We start from the raw sequence: 17,212 nt of genomic DNA, 5'->3' as shown, positions 1-17,212 counted from the left end.
ACTCAAATTTTAAAACGAGGAGCCCGGTTGCTGTAAAAACGCCAATTCTTCCGCTGTAGATTCTCGCCCAAGAAGCGAATTGCGATGCGGATAACGGCCATATTTATCAATAATAGCTTTATGCTTCAGTTCGAAATCGTAATTATTTTCCAAGCCGGGTTGATTAAATAAAATAACCGCTTGTTGGTGAATCACCACCGATTCACTGTGCATGTATGGCATATAAAGAAAGGCTTTTTCAGCGGCATTAAATTCTGCGTCAATTCCCAACGAAACTGCTTCTTGAGCCAGTGCTAAAGCCATCGGATCTTGCGCAAAAGCCGCAGAGGTATCGCGATAAACGTTGCGGGAGAATTGGTCGAGTACAATAATTTCCGCCAAGCGCCCTTTCGATGACTCACGCCACTGCCATAACTCACCCTGAGCGGCAGCTGCCAGCATACTACCAAAGCGTTTTTTAATGGCGTCATCAAGTGCGTCACTTTTCGCAAACCATTGTTGTGGGGTGAGTTCTTTAAACCAAAAATTTAAAACATCCGCAAAATCGTATATTTTCATGCTATAAATTCCTATGTACTTGTTTGAATGTAACTGTTCATATCTCGGCGCACAAGTTCACAGGAGTCAGAACGCATGAAAACAATTGGGATTATTGGTGGCATGAGTTGGGAATCTACTCAAACGTATTATCGGCTGATTAATCAGAAGGTGCGCGAACAACTGGGTGGCTTACACTCAGCCAAACTTATTCTATATAGCGTCGATTTTGCGGAAATAGAACCGTTACAACATGCTGGTGATTGGGCTGGAACCGCTGATATTCTAACTGAGGCAGCGCAAGCCTTAGAAACTGCCGGCGCCGATTTTATTGTGCTAGCTACTAACACCATGCACAAGGTGGCTCCTGAAATTGAACTAGCGGTGAATATTCCCCTGCTCCATATCGCCGATGCCACTGCCGCCGCATTAGAAGCCCACAATATAAAAACCGTCGGTTTACTGGGCACCAAATTCACGATGGAGCAAGATTTCCATCGCGACCGCCTCGAGTCACATGGTATTTGCGTCGTCGTACCGAAACTACGCGAGCGAAACCGAATTCATGAAATTATCTTCAAAGAGCTCTGCCTCGGCAAAGCCGAACCGCAATCAAAAGCTGACTATCTCAAAATCATCGACACGCTAGCCGGTTATGGCGCTGATGGCATTATCTTGGGCTGTACCGAAATCGGTTTACTTATTTCGCAAACAGACACACCAGTAAAACTTTTCGACACAACCGAAATTCACGCCGACCAGGCTGTCAAATTTGCAATTAATTAAGACAGGACATGCAAAAGAATAATATCACGCTCAAATTTCTAGCCGATGAGCCAGAGCTTTCAGCCACAATCGCCAAGTGGTACTACGATGAATGGGGTTCGGACGAAAATGAGATCACTTTTGACTATATTCACGACGTGGTAATCAACAAAGCATCCAATAAAAACCAGTTACCGCTGAGTATTATTCTGATGGTAAACGACGAGTTGGCCGGTGTGGCTGAGTTAAAGTATCGAGAGAATAAAAATCACCCACAATATACCCATTGGCTCGGTGGTATTTATGTCGATTCAAAATTTCGTGGCTTGGGTCTATTCGCCCAACTGCTCGAACGCGCAAAACAAGTGGCTAAAGAACTCGCGGTAAAAGATCTCTATCTACAAGCCGAGCCTCACAATGTTGCCCTCTACGAAAAGCACGGCTTTCAACAGTTTCATGAAGCCGAGCATGCCGGCATAAAAACCACCATAATGCTCACCCATCTGCCCAAATAAAAAAGGCCGCCAAAAGGCGACCTCTTTCTTTTGTTTTTCGCTAATATCTAATATCTAATAGCGAATATCGCTTTTACCTTTTACAGCTTGCTAGCGTTCTTCGACAGGTAATCAGCAACACCCTTCGGATCAGCCTTCATACCTTCATCACCTTCTTTCCAGCCAGCAGGACATACGTCACCGTGCTTCTGGTGGAAGTTCAACGCGTCAACCAAACGAATCATTTCGTCAATGTTACGGCCTAATGGCAGGTCGTTCACGATTTGGTGACGAACTAAACCGTCTTCGTCAATCAAGAATGACGCACGGAAAGCAACGCCTGCTTCTGGGTGCTCAACGTCGTATGCACGGCAGATAGAGTGCTTCACGTCAGCAACCAATGGATATTTCACTTGGCCGATACCGCCGTCTGCTTCGGCAGTGTTACGCCATGCGTTGTGCGTGAATTGTGAATCGATAGAAACACCGATCACTTCTACGCCACGCTTTTTGAATTCTTCTAAACGGTGATCGAATGCGATCAACTCAGAAGGACAAACAAACGTGAAGTCGAGTGGATAGAAGAAAACAACAGCTTTCTTGCCTTTAATTTGCTCGTGCAAGTTAAAGTTTTCAACGATTTCGCCAGTACCAAGTACAGCAGCTGCAGTGAAGTTAGGAGCCTTACGACCTACTAATACACCCATGGTTAATCTCCATTTAGTTGTTTAAGTTATTCAGCTTCTGGCGCCGGATGACGCGCAGCAACTTCGTTAATTAATTCTTGTAGTTCGCCCTTTTGGAACATTTCCAAAATAATATCACAACCACCTACTAATTCGCCCTCAACCCACAACTGCGGGAACGTTGGCCAATCAGCAAATTTTGGTAATTCAGCGCGGATATCTGGGTTTTGCAAAATATCCACGTATGCAAACGATTGTCCACAGCTCATCAGAGCCTGTGAAGCTTGCGAAGAGAAGCCACAGCTAGGTAACTTCGGTGAACCTTTCATGTACAACAGAATCGGGTTTTCTGCGATCTGTTGTTTAATTTTCTCAACAGTTTCCATGACTACCTCAGGTAATGAGCGTTTCAAACGGTGCGCATTATACCATGTTCAATGAAGACAATCAGTACGCGAAACCGTCATAAAGAAGTTATACTTTAGGGTAAAGTTAACCCTTGAAATAAACTTTTGTGCCACAATCTAACTATATAGTGACGGCAAGTTTTGAATTCAATGGTAAAATAGCCAGAGTTCAAAACAAGTGTTAGAAACAACAATACATTCATTTTTCAATAACAACGGAGAGTCGACATGGCATTTGAATTACCAGCATTGCCTTACGAGAAAAATGCACTTGAGCCACATATCTCAGCAGAAACCATTGAATACCACTATGGTAAGCATCACCAAACTTACGTGACCAAGCTGAACGATGCGGTTAAAGGCACCGATATGGAAGGCAAGTCACTCGAAGATATCATCAAGACTTCTAAAGGCGGCGTTTTCAACAACGCAGCTCAAGTTTGGAACCACACGTTCTACTGGCATTGCTTAAGCCCAAATGGCGGCGGTGAGCCAACGGGCGCAGTTGCTGATGCAATCAACGCAGCATTTGGTTCTTTCGACAAGTTCAAAGAAGAATTCAGTGCACAAGCAGCAGGTAACTTCGGTTCTGGCTGGACTTGGTTGGTGAAAAAAGCCGACGGTTCAGTAGCTATCGTTAACACCAGCAACGCTGAAACACCACTGACTGATTCTTCAGTAACTCCTATCCTGACCGTTGACGTTTGGGAACACGCTTACTACATCGATTACCGTAACGCGCGTCCTAACTACTTAAACGCGTTCTGGAACTTGGTGAACTGGGACTTCGTTGCGAAAAACTTCGCATAAGTCTGATGAGTTCGAACGGCCAATACCCATGCGGTATTGGCCGTTTTTTATGCCCACCGTCCTGATCAATATTCTTGAAAATCACGTAATCATCCCCACTGAAGTTATATAACTTATTTAAAAGTGAGGGCTTATGTTTATTGATGTACCCAATCGTTTTACCGTCGCACCAATGACCCGTACGAGTGCTGATGAGCACGGCGTGCCAACCGCGATCATGGGTGATTATTACGAGCGATTTGCCAAAGGTGGTTTTGGTTTGGTCATCACTGAGGGTGTTTACACCGATGATCGCGCGGCACAAGGCTACGTGAATCAACCTGGGATCATCAATGCTGCGCAAGCTGATGCATGGCGAGGCATTGTTGAGCGTATTCACGCACACGGTAGCAAGGCAATTATGCAACTGATGCATGCCGGCGCCCAGATGCAGCATAGTAACTATGTTGATCAGCCGATTGCCCCGAGTGTGGTGCAGCCTAAAGGCGAACCGTTGAGTTTATACGGCGATGTTCCGGGTTGGTTGACGCCAAAAGAAGCCTCGCTCAGCGATCTTGAACATGCCTTAAATGGCTTTGTCGCGTCCGCCAAGCGTGCCGAAGAGATTGGTTTTGATGGTGTTGAACTTCATGCCGCCAACGGCTACTTGTTAAACGAGTTCTTGAGCACTCATTTCAACCAGCGTGAAGATGAGTTTGGTGGTTCACTCGATAAGCGTATTGCTTATGTCGAACGCGTCTTACGTGCGGTACGCAATGCTGTAAGCGATGACTTTGTCGTGGGTATTCGCATTGGCCAAATTACCGTAACCGACAACGATTATCAGTGGCCAGAAGGTGAAGCAGCTGCGGTTCGCCTCGTACGCGTGCTTGCTGAAGCTGGCGTTGATTTTATTCACACCACCGATACCACGGTTGACCGTAAACCATTTGCGGATGGTAGCGATAGAACGTTAGCAGAAGTGGTTGCGGCAGAAACCAACGTTGGATTGATTATCAACGGCGGCATCGATGAATCGAACTATGCGGATTATGCGGCGCAGTTCCCGAACGCCCTGTTGGCGCTTGGTAAAAAAGCATTAGCCAATCCAGATTTCCCAGAGCGTTTCAAAAACGGCGGAACGATTACGGATCTAGATTTTCAGATGTTGTTGCCAAAAGCAACGTTAGAAAACGAATGGAAGTGGCGTGAAGCACAAGGCGTTGAATAACGCCTTGCCGACCTGAATGCGTTGGTCGAGTAACAGCCGTTACTCGACCAAGTTGTCAGGAATATCACCGCGCATGCTATGCCAGATACGGCCTGACTGATAACCATATTCCCGCACTAATAAAACAGCGTCATCGCGGCGCGAATCAGCTGCCATTTCACTCAAATCAGCGTAATACTTGCGAGCTAATTTGCGCGCATCGTCGTTGGAGAAATAGAAGTTACCAATACGCGAGTACAAGCCTTTAAAACCGTTAAGAACGAGCACGTAAATTGGATTCCCCGACGCCATCGCTAAGTCATGATTCAAACGGTAATCGAACTGACTAAAGGCTTCGGCAGAATCTTCGAGCGTTTCGGCTTCTTTCAATAGCTCAACCACTTTTTCTGGCGCGTTGCGAACCGCTTGACGAATATAGATAGCACTAATATTGGTGCGAGCAGACAATAACTGGTCAACCAATTCTGGCATACCGTCTTCATCAAGGCGTGCCAGTGTTTCAAGAATATTGAGACCAGAAGTTTCCCAGAAGTTATTCACGCGAGTCGGTTTGCCGTGCTGAATGGTTAACCAACCATCACGCGCTAAACGCTGCAACACTTCGCGCAAGGTCGTACGGGTAACACCAATCAGTTCGGACAACTCACGCTCTGCTGGTAAGATAGTGCCGGGTGCAAAATGCCCGTTCCAGATTGATTTTACGATGTATTCCTCGGCAAAACCTGCTGGACTTTGTGCCTTAATAATCATGAAGTGGCCTGTGTTTTGAATAACGTTACCTAAAGTAGGGTTACTATTTGTTATAATCCGTTGCCTGATTCTACCAGTCTTTTCAATGGTCGGACAAGTTTTGTAAAGCTTCTTAACCCAATCTTATCGACAATCAATTTAGGCTCAGGTATCGTTCTTGGCAAATTATTATAAGGCGGTGATTTTATGCTAACTTTTTTGGCCAAACTTCCAACACAGCGGCGCGCGTGGGCAATCCTCTCTGCATCATGCTTTGCATTGTTAGCGGCAGCTCTATTTTTTCAATACCAACTTGGCCTTGAACCTTGCGTGAAGTGTATTTATCAACGCACGGCAGTATTAGGTATCGGTTTAGCCGCACTCATTCCATTGTTTGCACCGCAACTGTTCATAACTCGTCTAGTGGGTTATAGCGGTTGGCTTGTGGCGGCCATTTGGGGCTGGCTGATTGCGCGTGAACACCTCGAAATTCAAAACTCGGAAAATTCTTGGTTTATTGTTTGCGATACCTTTCCAAATTTCCCAAGTTGGATGCCATTGCATGAATGGTTCCCGAACTTCTTTGCCGCGCCTGGACAGTGTGGAGAAATCGACTGGCAGTTTGTCGGTTTGAGTATGCCGGGTTGGATGCAGATTATTTTCGCAACTTACACCGTGATTGGCGTTGCTGTGGTATTAGCGCGCTTGGTTCGATTCAAATCGCTTTAATTGGTGTCGCGTAACGGCCACGTCACAATGCGAAGTTCCAGATCTTCTTCGACGGTATCTTCACTATCGACGAGGCCCGTAGCGCTCATTCCCGCCGCAATCATTGGCTCACGTGAGCCGTCATGGTACAACGGATGCCACGAAGCAAGCCCGCGTCCCTCCGCTAACCGCCGATAGGCACAGCTGGTTGGCATGTAATCCAACTCATACACATTGTCAGGGGTAATGACGACGCAATCCGGTACATGTTGCTTACGATTGGGATAATCGCGGCACTGTGCTGTTTTTGTATCCAACAGGCGACAGCTGACGTCGGTATAGTGAATCACCTCTTCGGCGTCAGCTTCATCAATGAGTTTGTGCAGGCAACATTTACCGCAACCATCACAAAGACTTTCCCACTCTTGGTGGGTCAGTTCGGTGAGTGCTTTTTCTTCCCAAAAATAACCGCTCATGGGTTACTCGGCCGCGCTGACGTTGCCGGTCCATTGCCATTGCTGGTTATCGTTCTTGAGGGTCAGTTCCAATGCGTCGTTTAAACCAAGTGCCGCAACCCCTGCCGGAGTTCCAGTTAACACAACATCGCCTGGTACTAACGTAAATTGTTGTGAAATATCCGCGAGTAAATCGGCAATCGAAAAAATCATCTCGCTTGATTTGCCCTGCTGACGCAGTTCGCCATTCACCTTCAAGGCGATTTCGAAATCGCTTTCCGGGTTAAATTCGACGCGCCCTACCATGGGTCCAAGAACACAAGAGCCATCAAATGCTTTCGCTCGTTCCCACGGCTGTCCTTGTGCTTTTAACTCGCTTTGTACTTGGCGTAAGGTTAAATCCAGCGCAACGCCATAACCTGCAATTGCTTTAAGCGCCTGTTCTGACGTTGCTTTGCGTAGTGGGATTCCAATGTATACGGCCAGCTCGATTTCATGCTGACATTCGCCTTGGTCGGTCGGAATGCGCACCTCTGGCAACCGTGTAATCGACGACGGCGGCTTCATAAATAACAGGGGCCGAGTCGGCACTGGGTTATTTAATTCTGCCGCGTGGTCCAGATAGTTACGGCCGACACAAACGATTTTACTTGGCGGTTGTAATCCCATGCCAGCTTACCTCGGGAAACGAATACGATCAGACAAGTAACCGACCGCAGCCACAAAATAATGCGAGCGGTTCCAACGCATCAACGCGTCGTAGTTGTTGTAGGCCAAGAATACGCGGCCTTGCTGGTCATCAGGAATCACCACCGACGCTTCAATATCGTCACGAACCGGTAAATCCCCGCCATCGTAACGACGCACACCTAAAGCTTGCCATTCTGCTAATGGCTTTTTCACTTTCAATGATGCCAATTCAGCATCAAAGTCTTCTGGTAATTGAACTTGGCGCCCCCAGGTCACGTCATCACGCCAGCCTACTGATTTCAGGTAGTTGGCAGCTGATGCGAACACATCACCCTGCGAGCCCCAGATATCTTTACGACCATCGCCATCGTAGTCCACAGCGTATGACATAAACGAGCTTGGCATAAATTGCGCTTGACCCATGGCGCCTGCCCACGAACCTTTCATTTGGTCAATTGGAATATGGCCTTCTTGAACAATCGTCAGTGCGTGCCACAGCTCTTTTTTGAAAAACGCTTCACGGCGACCTTCATATGCCATGGTGGTTAATGCTGAAATTACGTCCATGCCGCCAGTGAACGATCCAAAGTTAGTTTCAATGCCCCACAGTGCCACTATAAATCGTGGTTGCACGCCATATTCAGCGCCGATCTTTTCTAACAGCTCACGATGCTCAGCGTACATTTCAACCGCTTTCTTCGCCTTCCACTCAGGTACCGCGCGCGGCAAATAGGTATCCAGCGTCAACTTAAATTCTGGTTGATTACGATCTGCCTTCACTGAGCGCTGATAAAACTGTACATCGGCGAATGCGGTTTCTAACGTTTCCGCGCTGTAACCATCAGCAAGCGCTTCTTGTTTGATTTGCTCAACGTAAGCGGCAAAGCCTTCTTCACCTTTCTCTGCCTTTTCTTCTTGCGCCAGCGCCTGCCATGGCAACGCCATCAACACAACCGCTAAGGTTAAACTACGGACTACTTGAATCATGACGCAGACTCCTGTTGTTGTTTCTTATGCGCATCCAATAAGCTTTCTTGTTTGGGTGGCATCTGCAAATAAAATCCCGCTTCGTTGAGATGTTCGGTGAGCTCCTCAACCGTTAATCGTGCTAACTGGCGTTCTGGTTTCAGCGCAATCGTCATCACGTGTATAGGTTGACCGAAGCTTTTCTGCAAAGGTTCAGGGATTTTTGTAAAGTCCGCAGGGTGCGGCATGTAAAGATAGGTGTCAGCCCGGCGTGGGCTGCGATAAATCGCACACAACATGATTAACGATCTCGCTGTAATATCGCTTCCAAAGATGCTTTCAGCTTAGCCCCTCGCCAGCTCCGGTACAAGTCAGGGAGCGACAGGTCAGACTTGGCAACAGCAGGTACTTGCCATTCCCAATGAATTACATCATTGATTTGTCGCCGCGAAGCAATCAATCCGGGCTCGACGCTTAACTCTTTCGCTAAACTCGCTACCGCTTGCTTGATGGCGTTAAATACCGGCTTATAACCCCGCATATCGGTTAAGCGCTCTAGTGGAGCTGGTAAGCTCTTTGAGGCCTGCCCTGCCCGTACCGCTGCTAACAACGATTCACCGGCATAACGAATCGTCACCGGTGATAAATCAGTAATGCCACGCAGATGTCCAAGGTTCTGCGGCATCCGTCGCGCCAGCTCGAGTAACGTATGATCTTTCGCCACGAAGCCCAACGGAATATCAGATTTTTTCGCGCGCTCCAATCGCCACGCCATCAACTCACGCAACACAGCCAGTTGCTGTTGATTGCATTGCCAAGCGTTACCGAAGAATAAATACAGCCACTGCGGCGGCACCTGCTGTGCTCGACGAATGACTTGCTCAGCGCTTTCGGCTTCCACTAAAGCGATTTTTTCTGGGCTTAATTCGGCGCGCAAACGCGGATAAATATCATGTAGGTAATAGACGTCAGCCGCAGCATAATCCAACTGCTCAGCTGACAATGGACGCTGCAACCAATCAGTGCGCGACTGTGATTTATCTAACTCAACTTGATAGTAATGGTTCACCATAGCCGCATAACCCATGGCTTCTCCATGTCCAGCAAAGGCTGCAGCAATTTGCGTATCGAAAATATGAGTCGGAATCTGTCCCATATTTTGGGCCAAGATTTCGTAATCTTCACCGCCGGCATGAATCACCACATGCACATTGGGATCTTTTAGCAATTGCCAGAATGGTTCAAGATCAACACCCGAAACCGGATCGATTAAGACAAGGTGATCGCCTGCGCGCACTTGCAGCAAACCTAAACGGGCATAGTACGTGCGCGTACGGACAAATTCAGTATCGAGAGCAAGGTAAGGTGCTTGCCGAGCTTGCTCGCAGAAAGCGAGCAAGTCAGCGTTAGTGGTAATGAGCTGAAATGGCAACATGCGTTATTTCGACTTTGCCTCTTCTTCGTCACGAAGTTCACGACGCAGAATTTTACCAACGTTTGTTTTCGGTAACTCGTCGCGGAATTCAACGAGCTTCGGAACCTTGTAGCCCGTCATATTCTCGCGAGCGTAGGTAATCAGCTCTTTTTCAGTCAAGCTTTTATCTTTGCGAACCACAAAGATTTTCACTTGCTCGCCTGATGCTTCGTGTGGCACTCCAACGGCAGCAACTTCGAGTACTTTTGGATGATCCGCAATCACGTCTTCAATTTCGTTTGGATACACGTTGAAGCCAGAGACCAAAATCATGTCTTTTTTACGATCCACGATTTTAAAGAAGCCGTTTTCGTCCATCACCCCGATATCACCGGTTGCAAACCAATCGCCATCTTTCATAACTTTTTCAGTTTCGTCTGGGCGATTCAAATAGCCGACCATGACTTGCGGGCCTCGCACTTGAAGTTCACCCGGCTCGCCTTGTGGCACTTCTTTACCAGTTTCGGTATCAACAATACGTACTTCGGTGGATGGCAGTGGAATACCGATAGTGCCATTGTAATGCTCAATGTCCGTTGGATTGACGGTGACAACCGGTGAACACTCAGTTAATCCATAGCCTTCCAGCAAACGTGATTTGGTGACTCGTTCCCAATGCTCAGCAACTGAACGTTGCACCGCCATACCGCCACCGAGCGCAATTTTGAGGTGAGAGAAGTCTAAATCTTTGAAGCCCTCAGCGTGCAGAAGGCCGTTAAACAGTGTATTTACACCGGAGATCATCGAGAATGGATACTTCTGTAACTCTTTCACGAATCCTTTCATGTCACGTGGGTTGGTAATCAGAATATTACGACCACCGTGCTTCATGAAGGTTAAGCAATTCGCTGTCAACGCAAAGATATGATACAGCGGTAACGCCGTCACAATCGTCTCTTCACCGTCATTGACCAGTGGTGCGACGATGGCTGATACCATCTCCAGGTTCGCAACCATATTACGGTGCGATAGCATTGCGCCTTTCGCTAGCCCTGTGGTACCGCCGGTATATTGTAAAAACGCGAGATCATCGCCGCTCATTTGCGGGCGTTGATAGGTTGCTTTTTCGCCTTGGTTTAACGCGGTACGGAAGTTCACCGTATTTTTGAGCGTGAAGCTCGGAACCATCTTCTTCACATATTTGACGACCGCATTCACCAACCAGCGTTTTGGTGCCGGTAGCATATCGCCAATGGCCGTTAGAATGACCTTTTCGACGGGAATGTCAGCTTCTACTTTCTCGAGCGTATGCGCAAAATTATCAAGAATCACGATGGCTTTGGCATTGGCGTCAGTCAACTGGTGCTTCAGCTCGCGCGGAGTATACAGCGGATTGACATTGACAACCACCAGCCCCGCACGCAATGCACCAAATAGCGCAATCGGATACTGCAACAAGTTAGGCATCATAATGGCTAACGCATCACCTTTTTTAAGACCTTGCTGTTGCAGATATGCAGCGAAATGACGCGAAAGTACGTCAAGTTCGTTGAAAGTTAGTTCGGTATCCATATTCACATAGGCAACTTTGTCACCATAGTTTTGGATACTTTGCTCGAAAATGTCGACCAGCGAATTAAAATGGTCCGGATCGATAGTCTCCGGTACACCAGCTGGATAACGTTTAAGCCAAATTTTATCCACGCGCTTCATGCTCCTGAACAATTTATGTCATTTTTATATGTTAATAACGCGCAATCATCGCATATCCGACCAGTGTTGCCTAGCCGTTGTGTGCACGAATCATCTGTGATAATGCGCCAATAATCGCACTTGGCTGCTCCATATGCACGTGATGTCCACCTTCAACTTCGCTGACCTCAAGCTGCGGCACAAACTGCTGCCACTGCTGTAGCGCTTGCTTGAGGCGTTGATGCCCCGTGCTGCCCAAAATCACCTGAAACGGACATTCAATATGTTTTAATACGTCGGCAATTTGTTCTGCGGTCAATCTAACGGGAGATTTTAGTCGTAATTGCCCATCGGCGCGAAAGCGAAAGTCGTTCTCGCCCAGTTGCTCGATACCCCGTTCGACCAACAGTGCCGCCAGTTCGCGGCTAAAATCGCCAGCGTGTTTGCGCGCCATTACTGCGGTTGCTAAATCGCGATAATGAGGACGATGCTTGAATTGTTGCTGCCAGCGGCTTTCAAAGCCTTTGCGTAAATCCTCGGTCGTTTCACTGGCGTCGGATGCCAGTAATCCGAACGCTTCAATCGCCAATAACAACCGCACCTTTTGCGGCGCAATACCGGCGAACATATTCGCAACGTAAGCTCCCATCGAATGGGCGACAATGCTGACTTTCTGCCACTGCTGTTGTTCACAAATGTGCCAAAGGTCGTAAACATAGTCCATAAACGGATAATAGTTGCCCGCTGGGCGATGATCACTGTGACCATGGCCGGCCCAATCGAGCGCAATAAGGTGATATTTTTCAGCGAGTGGACTGTGTAAAAATGCCTCAGCTATCGGCAAAAAACTATGCGCATTATCAAGCCAGCCATGCAGTGCAAGTAGCGGTTCGTCTTGCGGGTTGCCCCAACTGAGCCCGCGAACATTGCCCCACGGCAACTCAAAAGAAACAGGCTCAGCAAACTGCCGAGCCTGTTGATATACCAATGTTTGTTCAGTCATTGAATCTAACAGCTTCCGTTTAATTAATTATCTTTTGTCGGCTTAGGACTTTTATCCATCACCGGGCCGGGATAATAAATACGACGTGGATACGTCGGTTGTGAATACCAATAGTGACGATACCAGAGTGCATCATAATTCACTTCTAAACGCGCTGGTTCTTTACGTACCGGCCACAGGTATTTGCTAGAAACCGTGATCACCGGGAATAAATAGGTGTACTCATCAATCGCACCTGTTTCTGGCTCTGCCACGGTGCCGACAAATGTTACCGAGCTGCCTTGCTTCCACACCATGGGGTCGACAAAACCACTTATTTTGGCACGAAAACGGCCTTGGCTCTGATCACTCGTTAATGGTCGGCCCCAACGTTGGAGATCAAAGTTGACGACCTCAATCACCGTGCCCGAATCTGAGTTACGCACGTCAGCGATCACGCCACCCCAACGCGCTGTTCTGCCAACAGCCGCTTGCGGTTGCTCTAGCGCAGCGCTATACGAAACCAATTGCTCATCATCAGCAACTTGCAATGCGTCCGGAAATGACGAACAGGCACTGAGTAACAATGCTGAAAAAATAGCGGCGATGCGTTTCATAATCGGTACCTCACTGATTTTTAATTCGTACTAGTTATAGCACTTTGATTAAGCTTATGCTCAGTAAGTTCCGGTGTTTTAGTGATTTATTCACGCCCCGGCAACTTTTTCCAAGCCACTTCATTACGTACATACAACGGCTCAAGATCGGCGGCATCAACTGCTTTACCGTGAACCAACGCCCAGTGCAACATATCTTCCGCCAGTGGCAGGGTAACCTCATCAAGTACAGTCACTTGCTGCGCAGGATTAAGCGCATCCGCATAAGCCTGCCAACCAGTACCCGCGCCCATAACTTCACCAACGCCAGCTACCTCAGTCCACCAAGGTTGCGCACTCATATCTGCCAACGGCGCCATCTGCTCTGGAGCCACCTGCTCTGCCATGCCTTGTACGTTGCGAAACGGTGCAACGTACACTTCTTGCATGCGCGCATCGATAGCACTAATGACGACTTGTGTATCGTGCTTGCGAATTGCTTGTTGCGCGAGAGCCGTTAATGTACTGACGGGAAAAACGGGCAAAGTGTGACTAAATGCCAAACCTTGTGCGATAGAAACACCAATTCGTACGCCGGTAAAACTGCCAGGACCGTGGCCAACCACCAACGCATTAACGTCCGCGAGCTTGATGTTCTGCTCATCTAATACTTCTTGCACAAAGCCTAGAATGCGTTGTGAATGCTCACGTGGGGTAATCGCAGCACGACTGACAACTTTGTCGCCAACCTTCAGTGCTACTGAGCATTGTTCGGTCGAAGTATCGAGGGCTAAAACCGCATGTAAGTTCACTCTGCATTCTCCAAAGAATCTAAAAAATCTAGTGCGACCGTAAAGTCACGAGTACGGCGCATTGTTGGCAAGCTTTGCAAAAATATTCCGCCATAAGGTTTGGTAACCAATCGCTGGTCACAAACAATCAATACCCCGCGATCATCTGCATCACGAATCAAGCGCCCCGCACCTTGCTTGAGCGCAATAATAGCTTGCGGCAATTGTACCTGAGCGAATGGGTCAACTCCACGCAAACGACAGTCTTCGACACGCGCCTGTAACAATGGATCATCGGGGCTGGCGAATGGCAGTTTATCGATGATCACGCAACGCAACGCGTCACCGCGAACATCAACGCCTTCCCAAAATGACGCTGTACCGAGCAAAACGCCGTTGCCACTGGCAATAAACTGCTGTAACAGCTCGCGTTTACTGGTGCTGCCTTGCACAAATAACGGTCGATCGGTCTTCTGTTCAAGTTGCTGTGCAATCATCTGAAGCATGCGATGGCTAGTGAATAAAACAAAGGTGCCACCGGTGTGATTGTGCTCAATCACTTGCTCAACGATGCTGAGTAGACTTGCTGGCATTTCACGCTCGTGCGGCTGCGGCAAATAACGCGGCAAACACAGCAACGCTTGTTCGGCGAAATTAAACGGACTGGCTAAACACAAGGTTTCGGCATGATTGATCCCGAGCTGTTCGGTGAAGTGACGAAAATCCTCTCCCACCGCTAGCGTCGCCGAGGTAAATACCCAAGCCATATCGCTGCGATCGAGATAACCGCCAAACTTTTCTGCCACACTAAGTGGGGTTTGATGCAAGGTGACTTGGCGTGCGGTGGTCTCGAACCAAAAGCTATAGCCGGTACGGCTCACATCCTGCAACTGTTCCCACTTGTGAAGAAATTGCACACAACGCTCATACGCATTATCGAGGTCTTGATGACGGCCGAGCGCACTTTTACAGACTTCTCGCAAAAACGTGAGATGCTCGGCAACAACTCCCGCCGTCAAGGTCACTGCCGGTTGCTGCGAAAACTGACGCCAGTTACCTCGCATCGGATCTTTGGGAAACACTAACCGCCAGTCATTTAAACTACCCAGTAACTTATCCGCCGCCTTATCGAGCTGACGTAAATCTTTCACTTCGGTTAGATATAAAACTTTCAGTTCGTGCGCCAGCTCTTGCAATTGGCGGCTCGATACCGCCTCGCCGAAATACTGGCTAGCAATATCTGGTAACTGATGTGCCTCGTCAAACACCACCGCATCGGCTTGCGGCACCAATTCGCCGAAACCGACGTCTTTTAATGCCATATCAGCGAAGAACAAATGATGATTGACCACCACCAAGTCGGCATCCATGGCACGCTTACGGGCTTTTACCAAATAACAATCGTCGTAATCTGGGCAGTCACGGCCTAAACAATTGTCAACGGTACTGGTAACGGACGGTAGAATCGCAGCGTCTTCTTGTAGAATGTTAATCGTGCCGACATCGCCATCATCGGTTCGCTGCGCCCATTTTCTGACTTCGACTAATTGCCCTTGGAGTTCTTTGCTGAGCTCACCACTGTGTGCAACCGCCTGATTCATGCGATGTAAACACAAGTAATTTGCGCGCCCTTTCAACAGCGCAACCATCTTTTTCGGTGCTAAGGTATCCCGTAACGCCGGTAAATCGCGATGATACAACTGTTCTTGTAGCGCCTTGGTTCCAGTTGAGATAATGGCCTTACCGTCATCGAGTAACACCGGCACCAAGTAAGCGAATGTTTTACCTGTTCCTGTTTCAGCTTCGACCACCAGTTGCGACTTTTTTGCCAAAGTTCGCTCAACTGCGGCCGCCATTTCGCTCTGTGCTGCGCGTGGGCGAAAGCCTTGCAAAGTGCGCGCTAACACGCCATCCGCTTGAAATTGTGAAGTTACGTTAGACATGAATTGAGTTCGAAATTAATGATGCGCCAAATGTAACATAAAACCGAAGAGCGTTGTTCGTTGTTCGTGCGCTTCGCTGTTCGTGCGTTTCACTGTTCGGTAGATACATCCTTCGAATTAAAATAAAAATAAAATATACAACTTGATACAAGAAATTATAAAACATCAATATATTAAAGGTTGATAGCGAAGTTATTTTCTATACAATTATCACATCTAACAGCGAAGCGTACGAACAGCGAAGCGCACGAATCACGAACAGCGAAGCATACGAACTTATGTTTTTAAAGCAGCACCACCATCACATACATCCGTGTTAGCCCAGAAATTCTCTGAAGGCTAACTCAAGTATTTTGGGGCTGCCTTCACTGATTTCATAAAAAACCCCGCAAGGCGCCCTTTGCGGGGTTTTTTATTAGGAGTTTTACATGGTAGTCGACAAAAATTCACAGCGTTTAACCATCGCCATTCAAAAATCTGGACGTTTAAGCAAAGAATCCATTGCCTTGCTGCAGGCGTGTGGATTCAAGTTCAGTTTGCACGAGGCTAGATTGTTGGCACACAGCAGTAATCAATCAGTCGACCTACTCCGTGTGCGCGATGACGACATCCCTGGTTTGGTCATGGATGGTGTCGTTGACCTTGGCTTGGTTGGCGAAAACGTCCTTGAAGAAGTGCGCCTTGAGCGCCAAGCGACGCAACTCGCTTGCAAAGTACAACGTTTACGTGCACTTGATTTTGGTCAGTGTCGCTTATCAATCGCCGTCCCCAAAGAAGAAGCTTATGGCGGCATCCAAGATCTCGATGGCAAGCGCATCGCCACCACTTATCCGTACTTGCTACAAAACTATTTGCAACAACGCGGCGTATCAGCCAATAACGCCATTCTAACCGGTAGCGTTGAAGTAGCGCCACGCGCTGGGCTTGCCGATGCCATTTGTGATTTGGTGTCAACGGGCGCAACACTGGAAGCAAATGGTTTGGTGGAAAAAGAAGTAATTTTCCGCTCACAGGCGCAATTAATTCAACGCCCGGAGCCGTTATCCGCTGCTAAGCAAGCCATTGTTGATCAACTATTACCTCGGATTGACGGCGTGCAAATGGCGCGTGAAAGCAAATACATCATGCTACACGCCCCGGTTAAAGCCCTTGAGCAAGTGGTTGAGCTATTGCCAGGTGCAGAGCGTCCTACCATTTTGCCTTTAAGCCACACCGATGAGCTTGTCGCAGTGCATGTGGTGAGCACTGAGAAGTTGTTCTGGGAAACCATGGAAGAGTTGAAGGAAATTGGCTGCAGCTCGATTTTAGTGCTGCCTATTGAGAAGATGATGGGGTAA

20 protein-coding genes are annotated in these 17,212 nt (G+C 47.9%); 6 read left to right on the top strand and 14 right to left on the bottom strand.

The genetic code is table 11. The features are described from left to right. Positions 1 to 9 precede the first annotated feature (9 nt). On the bottom strand, positions 10 to 558 hold the full coding sequence (locus CWI82_RS04605) for a DUF924 family protein (RefSeq protein ID WP_130202798.1): 549 nt from the start codon (positions 556 to 558) through the stop codon (positions 10 to 12). A 75-nt stretch (positions 559 to 633) separates the two neighbouring features. Between CWI82_RS04605 and CWI82_RS04600 the strand changes: the two genes are divergently transcribed. Continuing rightward, positions 634 to 1,323, top strand: a complete 690-nt coding sequence (locus tag CWI82_RS04600) for an aspartate/glutamate racemase family protein (protein WP_130202797.1) — start codon at positions 634 to 636, stop codon at positions 1,321 to 1,323. Positions 1,324 to 1,331: 8 nt separating this feature from the next. Then, positions 1,332 to 1,817 carry a GNAT family N-acetyltransferase gene (locus CWI82_RS04595; protein WP_233340192.1) on the top strand — a complete coding sequence of 162 codons (486 nt, stop codon included), beginning with the start codon at positions 1,332 to 1,334 and terminating at the stop codon, positions 1,815 to 1,817. Positions 1,818 to 1,897: 80 nt separating this feature from the next. Here CWI82_RS04595 and CWI82_RS04590 read toward each other — a convergent pair whose 3' ends face one another. Both CWI82_RS04590 and CWI82_RS04585 read right to left on the bottom strand, forming a co-directional pair. After that, the gene (locus tag CWI82_RS04590) at positions 1,898 to 2,503 is read right to left on the bottom strand and encodes a peroxiredoxin (protein ID WP_130202796.1); all 606 of its coding nucleotides are present in this window, start codon (positions 2,501 to 2,503) and stop codon (positions 1,898 to 1,900) included. Between the two features lie 26 nt (positions 2,504 to 2,529). Beyond that, positions 2,530 to 2,868, bottom strand: a complete 339-nt coding sequence (locus tag CWI82_RS04585) for a Grx4 family monothiol glutaredoxin (protein ID WP_130202795.1) — start codon at positions 2,866 to 2,868, stop codon at positions 2,530 to 2,532. 249 nt (positions 2,869 to 3,117) lie between these two features. Between CWI82_RS04585 and sodB the strand changes: the two genes are divergently transcribed. Together sodB and CWI82_RS04575 are read left to right on the top strand one after the other, a co-directional pair. Continuing rightward, complete coding sequence (gene sodB, locus CWI82_RS04580; protein WP_092855485.1) at positions 3,118 to 3,699, top strand: superoxide dismutase [Fe]; 582 nt, start codon at positions 3,118 to 3,120, stop codon at positions 3,697 to 3,699. A 133-nt stretch (positions 3,700 to 3,832) separates the two neighbouring features. Further along, the gene (locus CWI82_RS04575) at positions 3,833 to 4,909 is read left to right on the top strand and encodes an NADH:flavin oxidoreductase (protein ID WP_130202794.1); all 1,077 of its coding nucleotides are present in this window, start codon (positions 3,833 to 3,835) and stop codon (positions 4,907 to 4,909) included. 39 nt (positions 4,910 to 4,948) lie between these two features. Here the strand turns inward: CWI82_RS04575 and fadR are convergent, their stop codons facing one another. Next, positions 4,949 to 5,659: a fatty acid metabolism transcriptional regulator FadR gene (gene fadR, locus CWI82_RS04570; RefSeq protein ID WP_130202793.1), complete on the bottom strand. Its 711-nt coding sequence runs from the start codon at positions 5,657 to 5,659 to the stop codon at positions 4,949 to 4,951. Between the two features lie 186 nt (positions 5,660 to 5,845). Between fadR and dsbB the strand changes: the two genes are divergently transcribed. After that, a complete protein-coding gene (gene dsbB, locus CWI82_RS04565) occupies positions 5,846 to 6,367 on the top strand; it encodes a disulfide bond formation protein DsbB (RefSeq protein WP_092855491.1) in 522 nt (173 codons plus the stop codon). On the opposite strand, the gene CWI82_RS04560 is transcribed toward dsbB, so the two are convergent. The 10 genes from CWI82_RS04560 to CWI82_RS04515 form a co-directional block, all read right to left on the bottom strand. Then, positions 6,364 to 6,822: a YcgN family cysteine cluster protein gene (locus CWI82_RS04560; protein WP_092855493.1), complete on the bottom strand. Its 459-nt coding sequence runs from the start codon at positions 6,820 to 6,822 to the stop codon at positions 6,364 to 6,366. The two genes, dsbB and CWI82_RS04560, sit on opposite strands and share 4 nt — an antisense overlap. Positions 6,823 to 6,825: 3 nt before the next feature. Then, entirely contained in the window at positions 6,826 to 7,470 is a 645-nt protein-coding gene (locus tag CWI82_RS04555; RefSeq protein WP_092855495.1) for a fumarylacetoacetate hydrolase family protein, read from the bottom strand. A 6-nt stretch (positions 7,471 to 7,476) separates the two neighbouring features. Then, the gene (locus CWI82_RS04550) at positions 7,477 to 8,436 is read right to left on the bottom strand and encodes a lytic murein transglycosylase (protein ID WP_233340228.1); all 960 of its coding nucleotides are present in this window, start codon (positions 8,434 to 8,436) and stop codon (positions 7,477 to 7,479) included. A 38-nt stretch (positions 8,437 to 8,474) separates the two neighbouring features. After that, the gene (locus CWI82_RS04545; protein ID WP_130202792.1) at positions 8,475 to 8,756 is read right to left on the bottom strand and encodes a YcgL domain-containing protein; all 282 of its coding nucleotides are present in this window, start codon (positions 8,754 to 8,756) and stop codon (positions 8,475 to 8,477) included. A 2-nt stretch (positions 8,757 to 8,758) separates the two neighbouring features. After that, positions 8,759 to 9,892, bottom strand: coding sequence for a ribonuclease D (rnd, locus tag CWI82_RS04540; protein ID WP_130202791.1), 1,134 nt, complete (start codon positions 9,890 to 9,892; stop codon positions 8,759 to 8,761). A 3-nt stretch (positions 9,893 to 9,895) separates the two neighbouring features. Further along, positions 9,896 to 11,575 carry a long-chain-fatty-acid--CoA ligase FadD gene (fadD, locus tag CWI82_RS04535; RefSeq protein ID WP_130202790.1) on the bottom strand — a complete coding sequence of 560 codons (1,680 nt, stop codon included), beginning with the start codon at positions 11,573 to 11,575 and terminating at the stop codon, positions 9,896 to 9,898. Between the two features lie 79 nt (positions 11,576 to 11,654). Next, positions 11,655 to 12,566, bottom strand: a complete 912-nt coding sequence (locus CWI82_RS04530) for an alpha/beta fold hydrolase (protein ID WP_130202789.1) — start codon at positions 12,564 to 12,566, stop codon at positions 11,655 to 11,657. A 23-nt stretch (positions 12,567 to 12,589) separates the two neighbouring features. Beyond that, a complete protein-coding gene (locus tag CWI82_RS04525) occupies positions 12,590 to 13,162 on the bottom strand; it encodes a Slp family lipoprotein (RefSeq protein WP_130202788.1) in 573 nt (190 codons plus the stop codon). A gap of 86 nt (positions 13,163 to 13,248) precedes the next feature. Continuing rightward, positions 13,249 to 13,953: a tRNA (adenosine(37)-N6)-threonylcarbamoyltransferase complex dimerization subunit type 1 TsaB gene (tsaB, locus tag CWI82_RS04520; RefSeq protein WP_092855507.1), complete on the bottom strand. Its 705-nt coding sequence runs from the start codon at positions 13,951 to 13,953 to the stop codon at positions 13,249 to 13,251. Then, complete coding sequence (locus CWI82_RS04515; protein ID WP_130202787.1) at positions 13,950 to 15,875, bottom strand: ATP-dependent DNA helicase; 1,926 nt, start codon at positions 15,873 to 15,875, stop codon at positions 13,950 to 13,952. Before CWI82_RS04515 ends, tsaB begins: the two co-directional genes overlap by 4 nt. Before the next feature lie 428 nt (positions 15,876 to 16,303). Here CWI82_RS04515 and hisG point away from each other — a divergent pair, with 428 nt between their 5' ends. Next, a complete protein-coding gene (gene hisG, locus CWI82_RS04510) occupies positions 16,304 to 17,212 on the top strand; it encodes an ATP phosphoribosyltransferase (protein ID WP_130202786.1) in 909 nt (302 codons plus the stop codon).

Origin of the sequence: Pseudidiomarina tainanensis (assembly GCF_004214835.1) — a bacterium.
In the GTDB taxonomy this organism is placed as follows: domain Bacteria; phylum Pseudomonadota; class Gammaproteobacteria; order Enterobacterales; family Alteromonadaceae; genus Pseudidiomarina; species Pseudidiomarina tainanensis.
Note: the sequence above shows the minus strand (reverse complement) of the source record. Positions and strands in the feature narration are given on the sequence as shown.

Coding starts and splice junctions, on each gene's coding strand:
- CWI82_RS04605 (WP_130202798.1), bottom strand. CDS start 558: ATGAAAATATACGATTTTGCGGATGTTTTAAATTTTTGGTTTAAAGAA.
- CWI82_RS04600 (WP_130202797.1), top strand. CDS start 634: ATGAAAACAATTGGGATTATTGGTGGCATGAGTTGGGAATCTACTCAA.
- CWI82_RS04595 (WP_233340192.1), top strand. CDS start 1,332: ATGCAAAAGAATAATATCACGCTCAAATTTCTAGCCGATGAGCCAGAG.
- CWI82_RS04590 (WP_130202796.1), bottom strand. CDS start 2,503: ATGGGTGTATTAGTAGGTCGTAAGGCTCCTAACTTCACTGCAGCTGCT.
- CWI82_RS04585 (WP_130202795.1), bottom strand. CDS start 2,868: ATGGAAACTGTTGAGAAAATTAAACAACAGATCGCAGAAAACCCGATT.
- sodB (WP_092855485.1), top strand. CDS start 3,118: ATGGCATTTGAATTACCAGCATTGCCTTACGAGAAAAATGCACTTGAG.
- CWI82_RS04575 (WP_130202794.1), top strand. CDS start 3,833: ATGTTTATTGATGTACCCAATCGTTTTACCGTCGCACCAATGACCCGT.
- fadR (WP_130202793.1), bottom strand. CDS start 5,659: ATGATTATTAAGGCACAAAGTCCAGCAGGTTTTGCCGAGGAATACATC.
- dsbB (WP_092855491.1), top strand. CDS start 5,846: ATGCTAACTTTTTTGGCCAAACTTCCAACACAGCGGCGCGCGTGGGCA.
- CWI82_RS04560 (WP_092855493.1), bottom strand. CDS start 6,822: ATGAGCGGTTATTTTTGGGAAGAAAAAGCACTCACCGAACTGACCCAC.
- CWI82_RS04555 (WP_092855495.1), bottom strand. CDS start 7,470: ATGGGATTACAACCGCCAAGTAAAATCGTTTGTGTCGGCCGTAACTAT.
- CWI82_RS04550 (WP_233340228.1), bottom strand. CDS start 8,436: ATGGCGTTGCCATGGCAGGCGCTGGCGCAAGAAGAAAAGGCAGAGAAA.
- CWI82_RS04545 (WP_130202792.1), bottom strand. CDS start 8,756: ATGTTGTGTGCGATTTATCGCAGCCCACGCCGGGCTGACACCTATCTT.
- rnd (WP_130202791.1), bottom strand. CDS start 9,892: ATGTTGCCATTTCAGCTCATTACCACTAACGCTGACTTGCTCGCTTTC.
- CWI82_RS04530 (WP_130202789.1), bottom strand. CDS start 12,566: ATGACTGAACAAACATTGGTATATCAACAGGCTCGGCAGTTTGCTGAG.
- CWI82_RS04525 (WP_130202788.1), bottom strand. CDS start 13,162: ATGAAACGCATCGCCGCTATTTTTTCAGCATTGTTACTCAGTGCCTGT.
- CWI82_RS04515 (WP_130202787.1), bottom strand. CDS start 15,875: ATGTCTAACGTAACTTCACAATTTCAAGCGGATGGCGTGTTAGCGCGC.
- hisG (WP_130202786.1), top strand. CDS start 16,304: ATGGTAGTCGACAAAAATTCACAGCGTTTAACCATCGCCATTCAAAAA.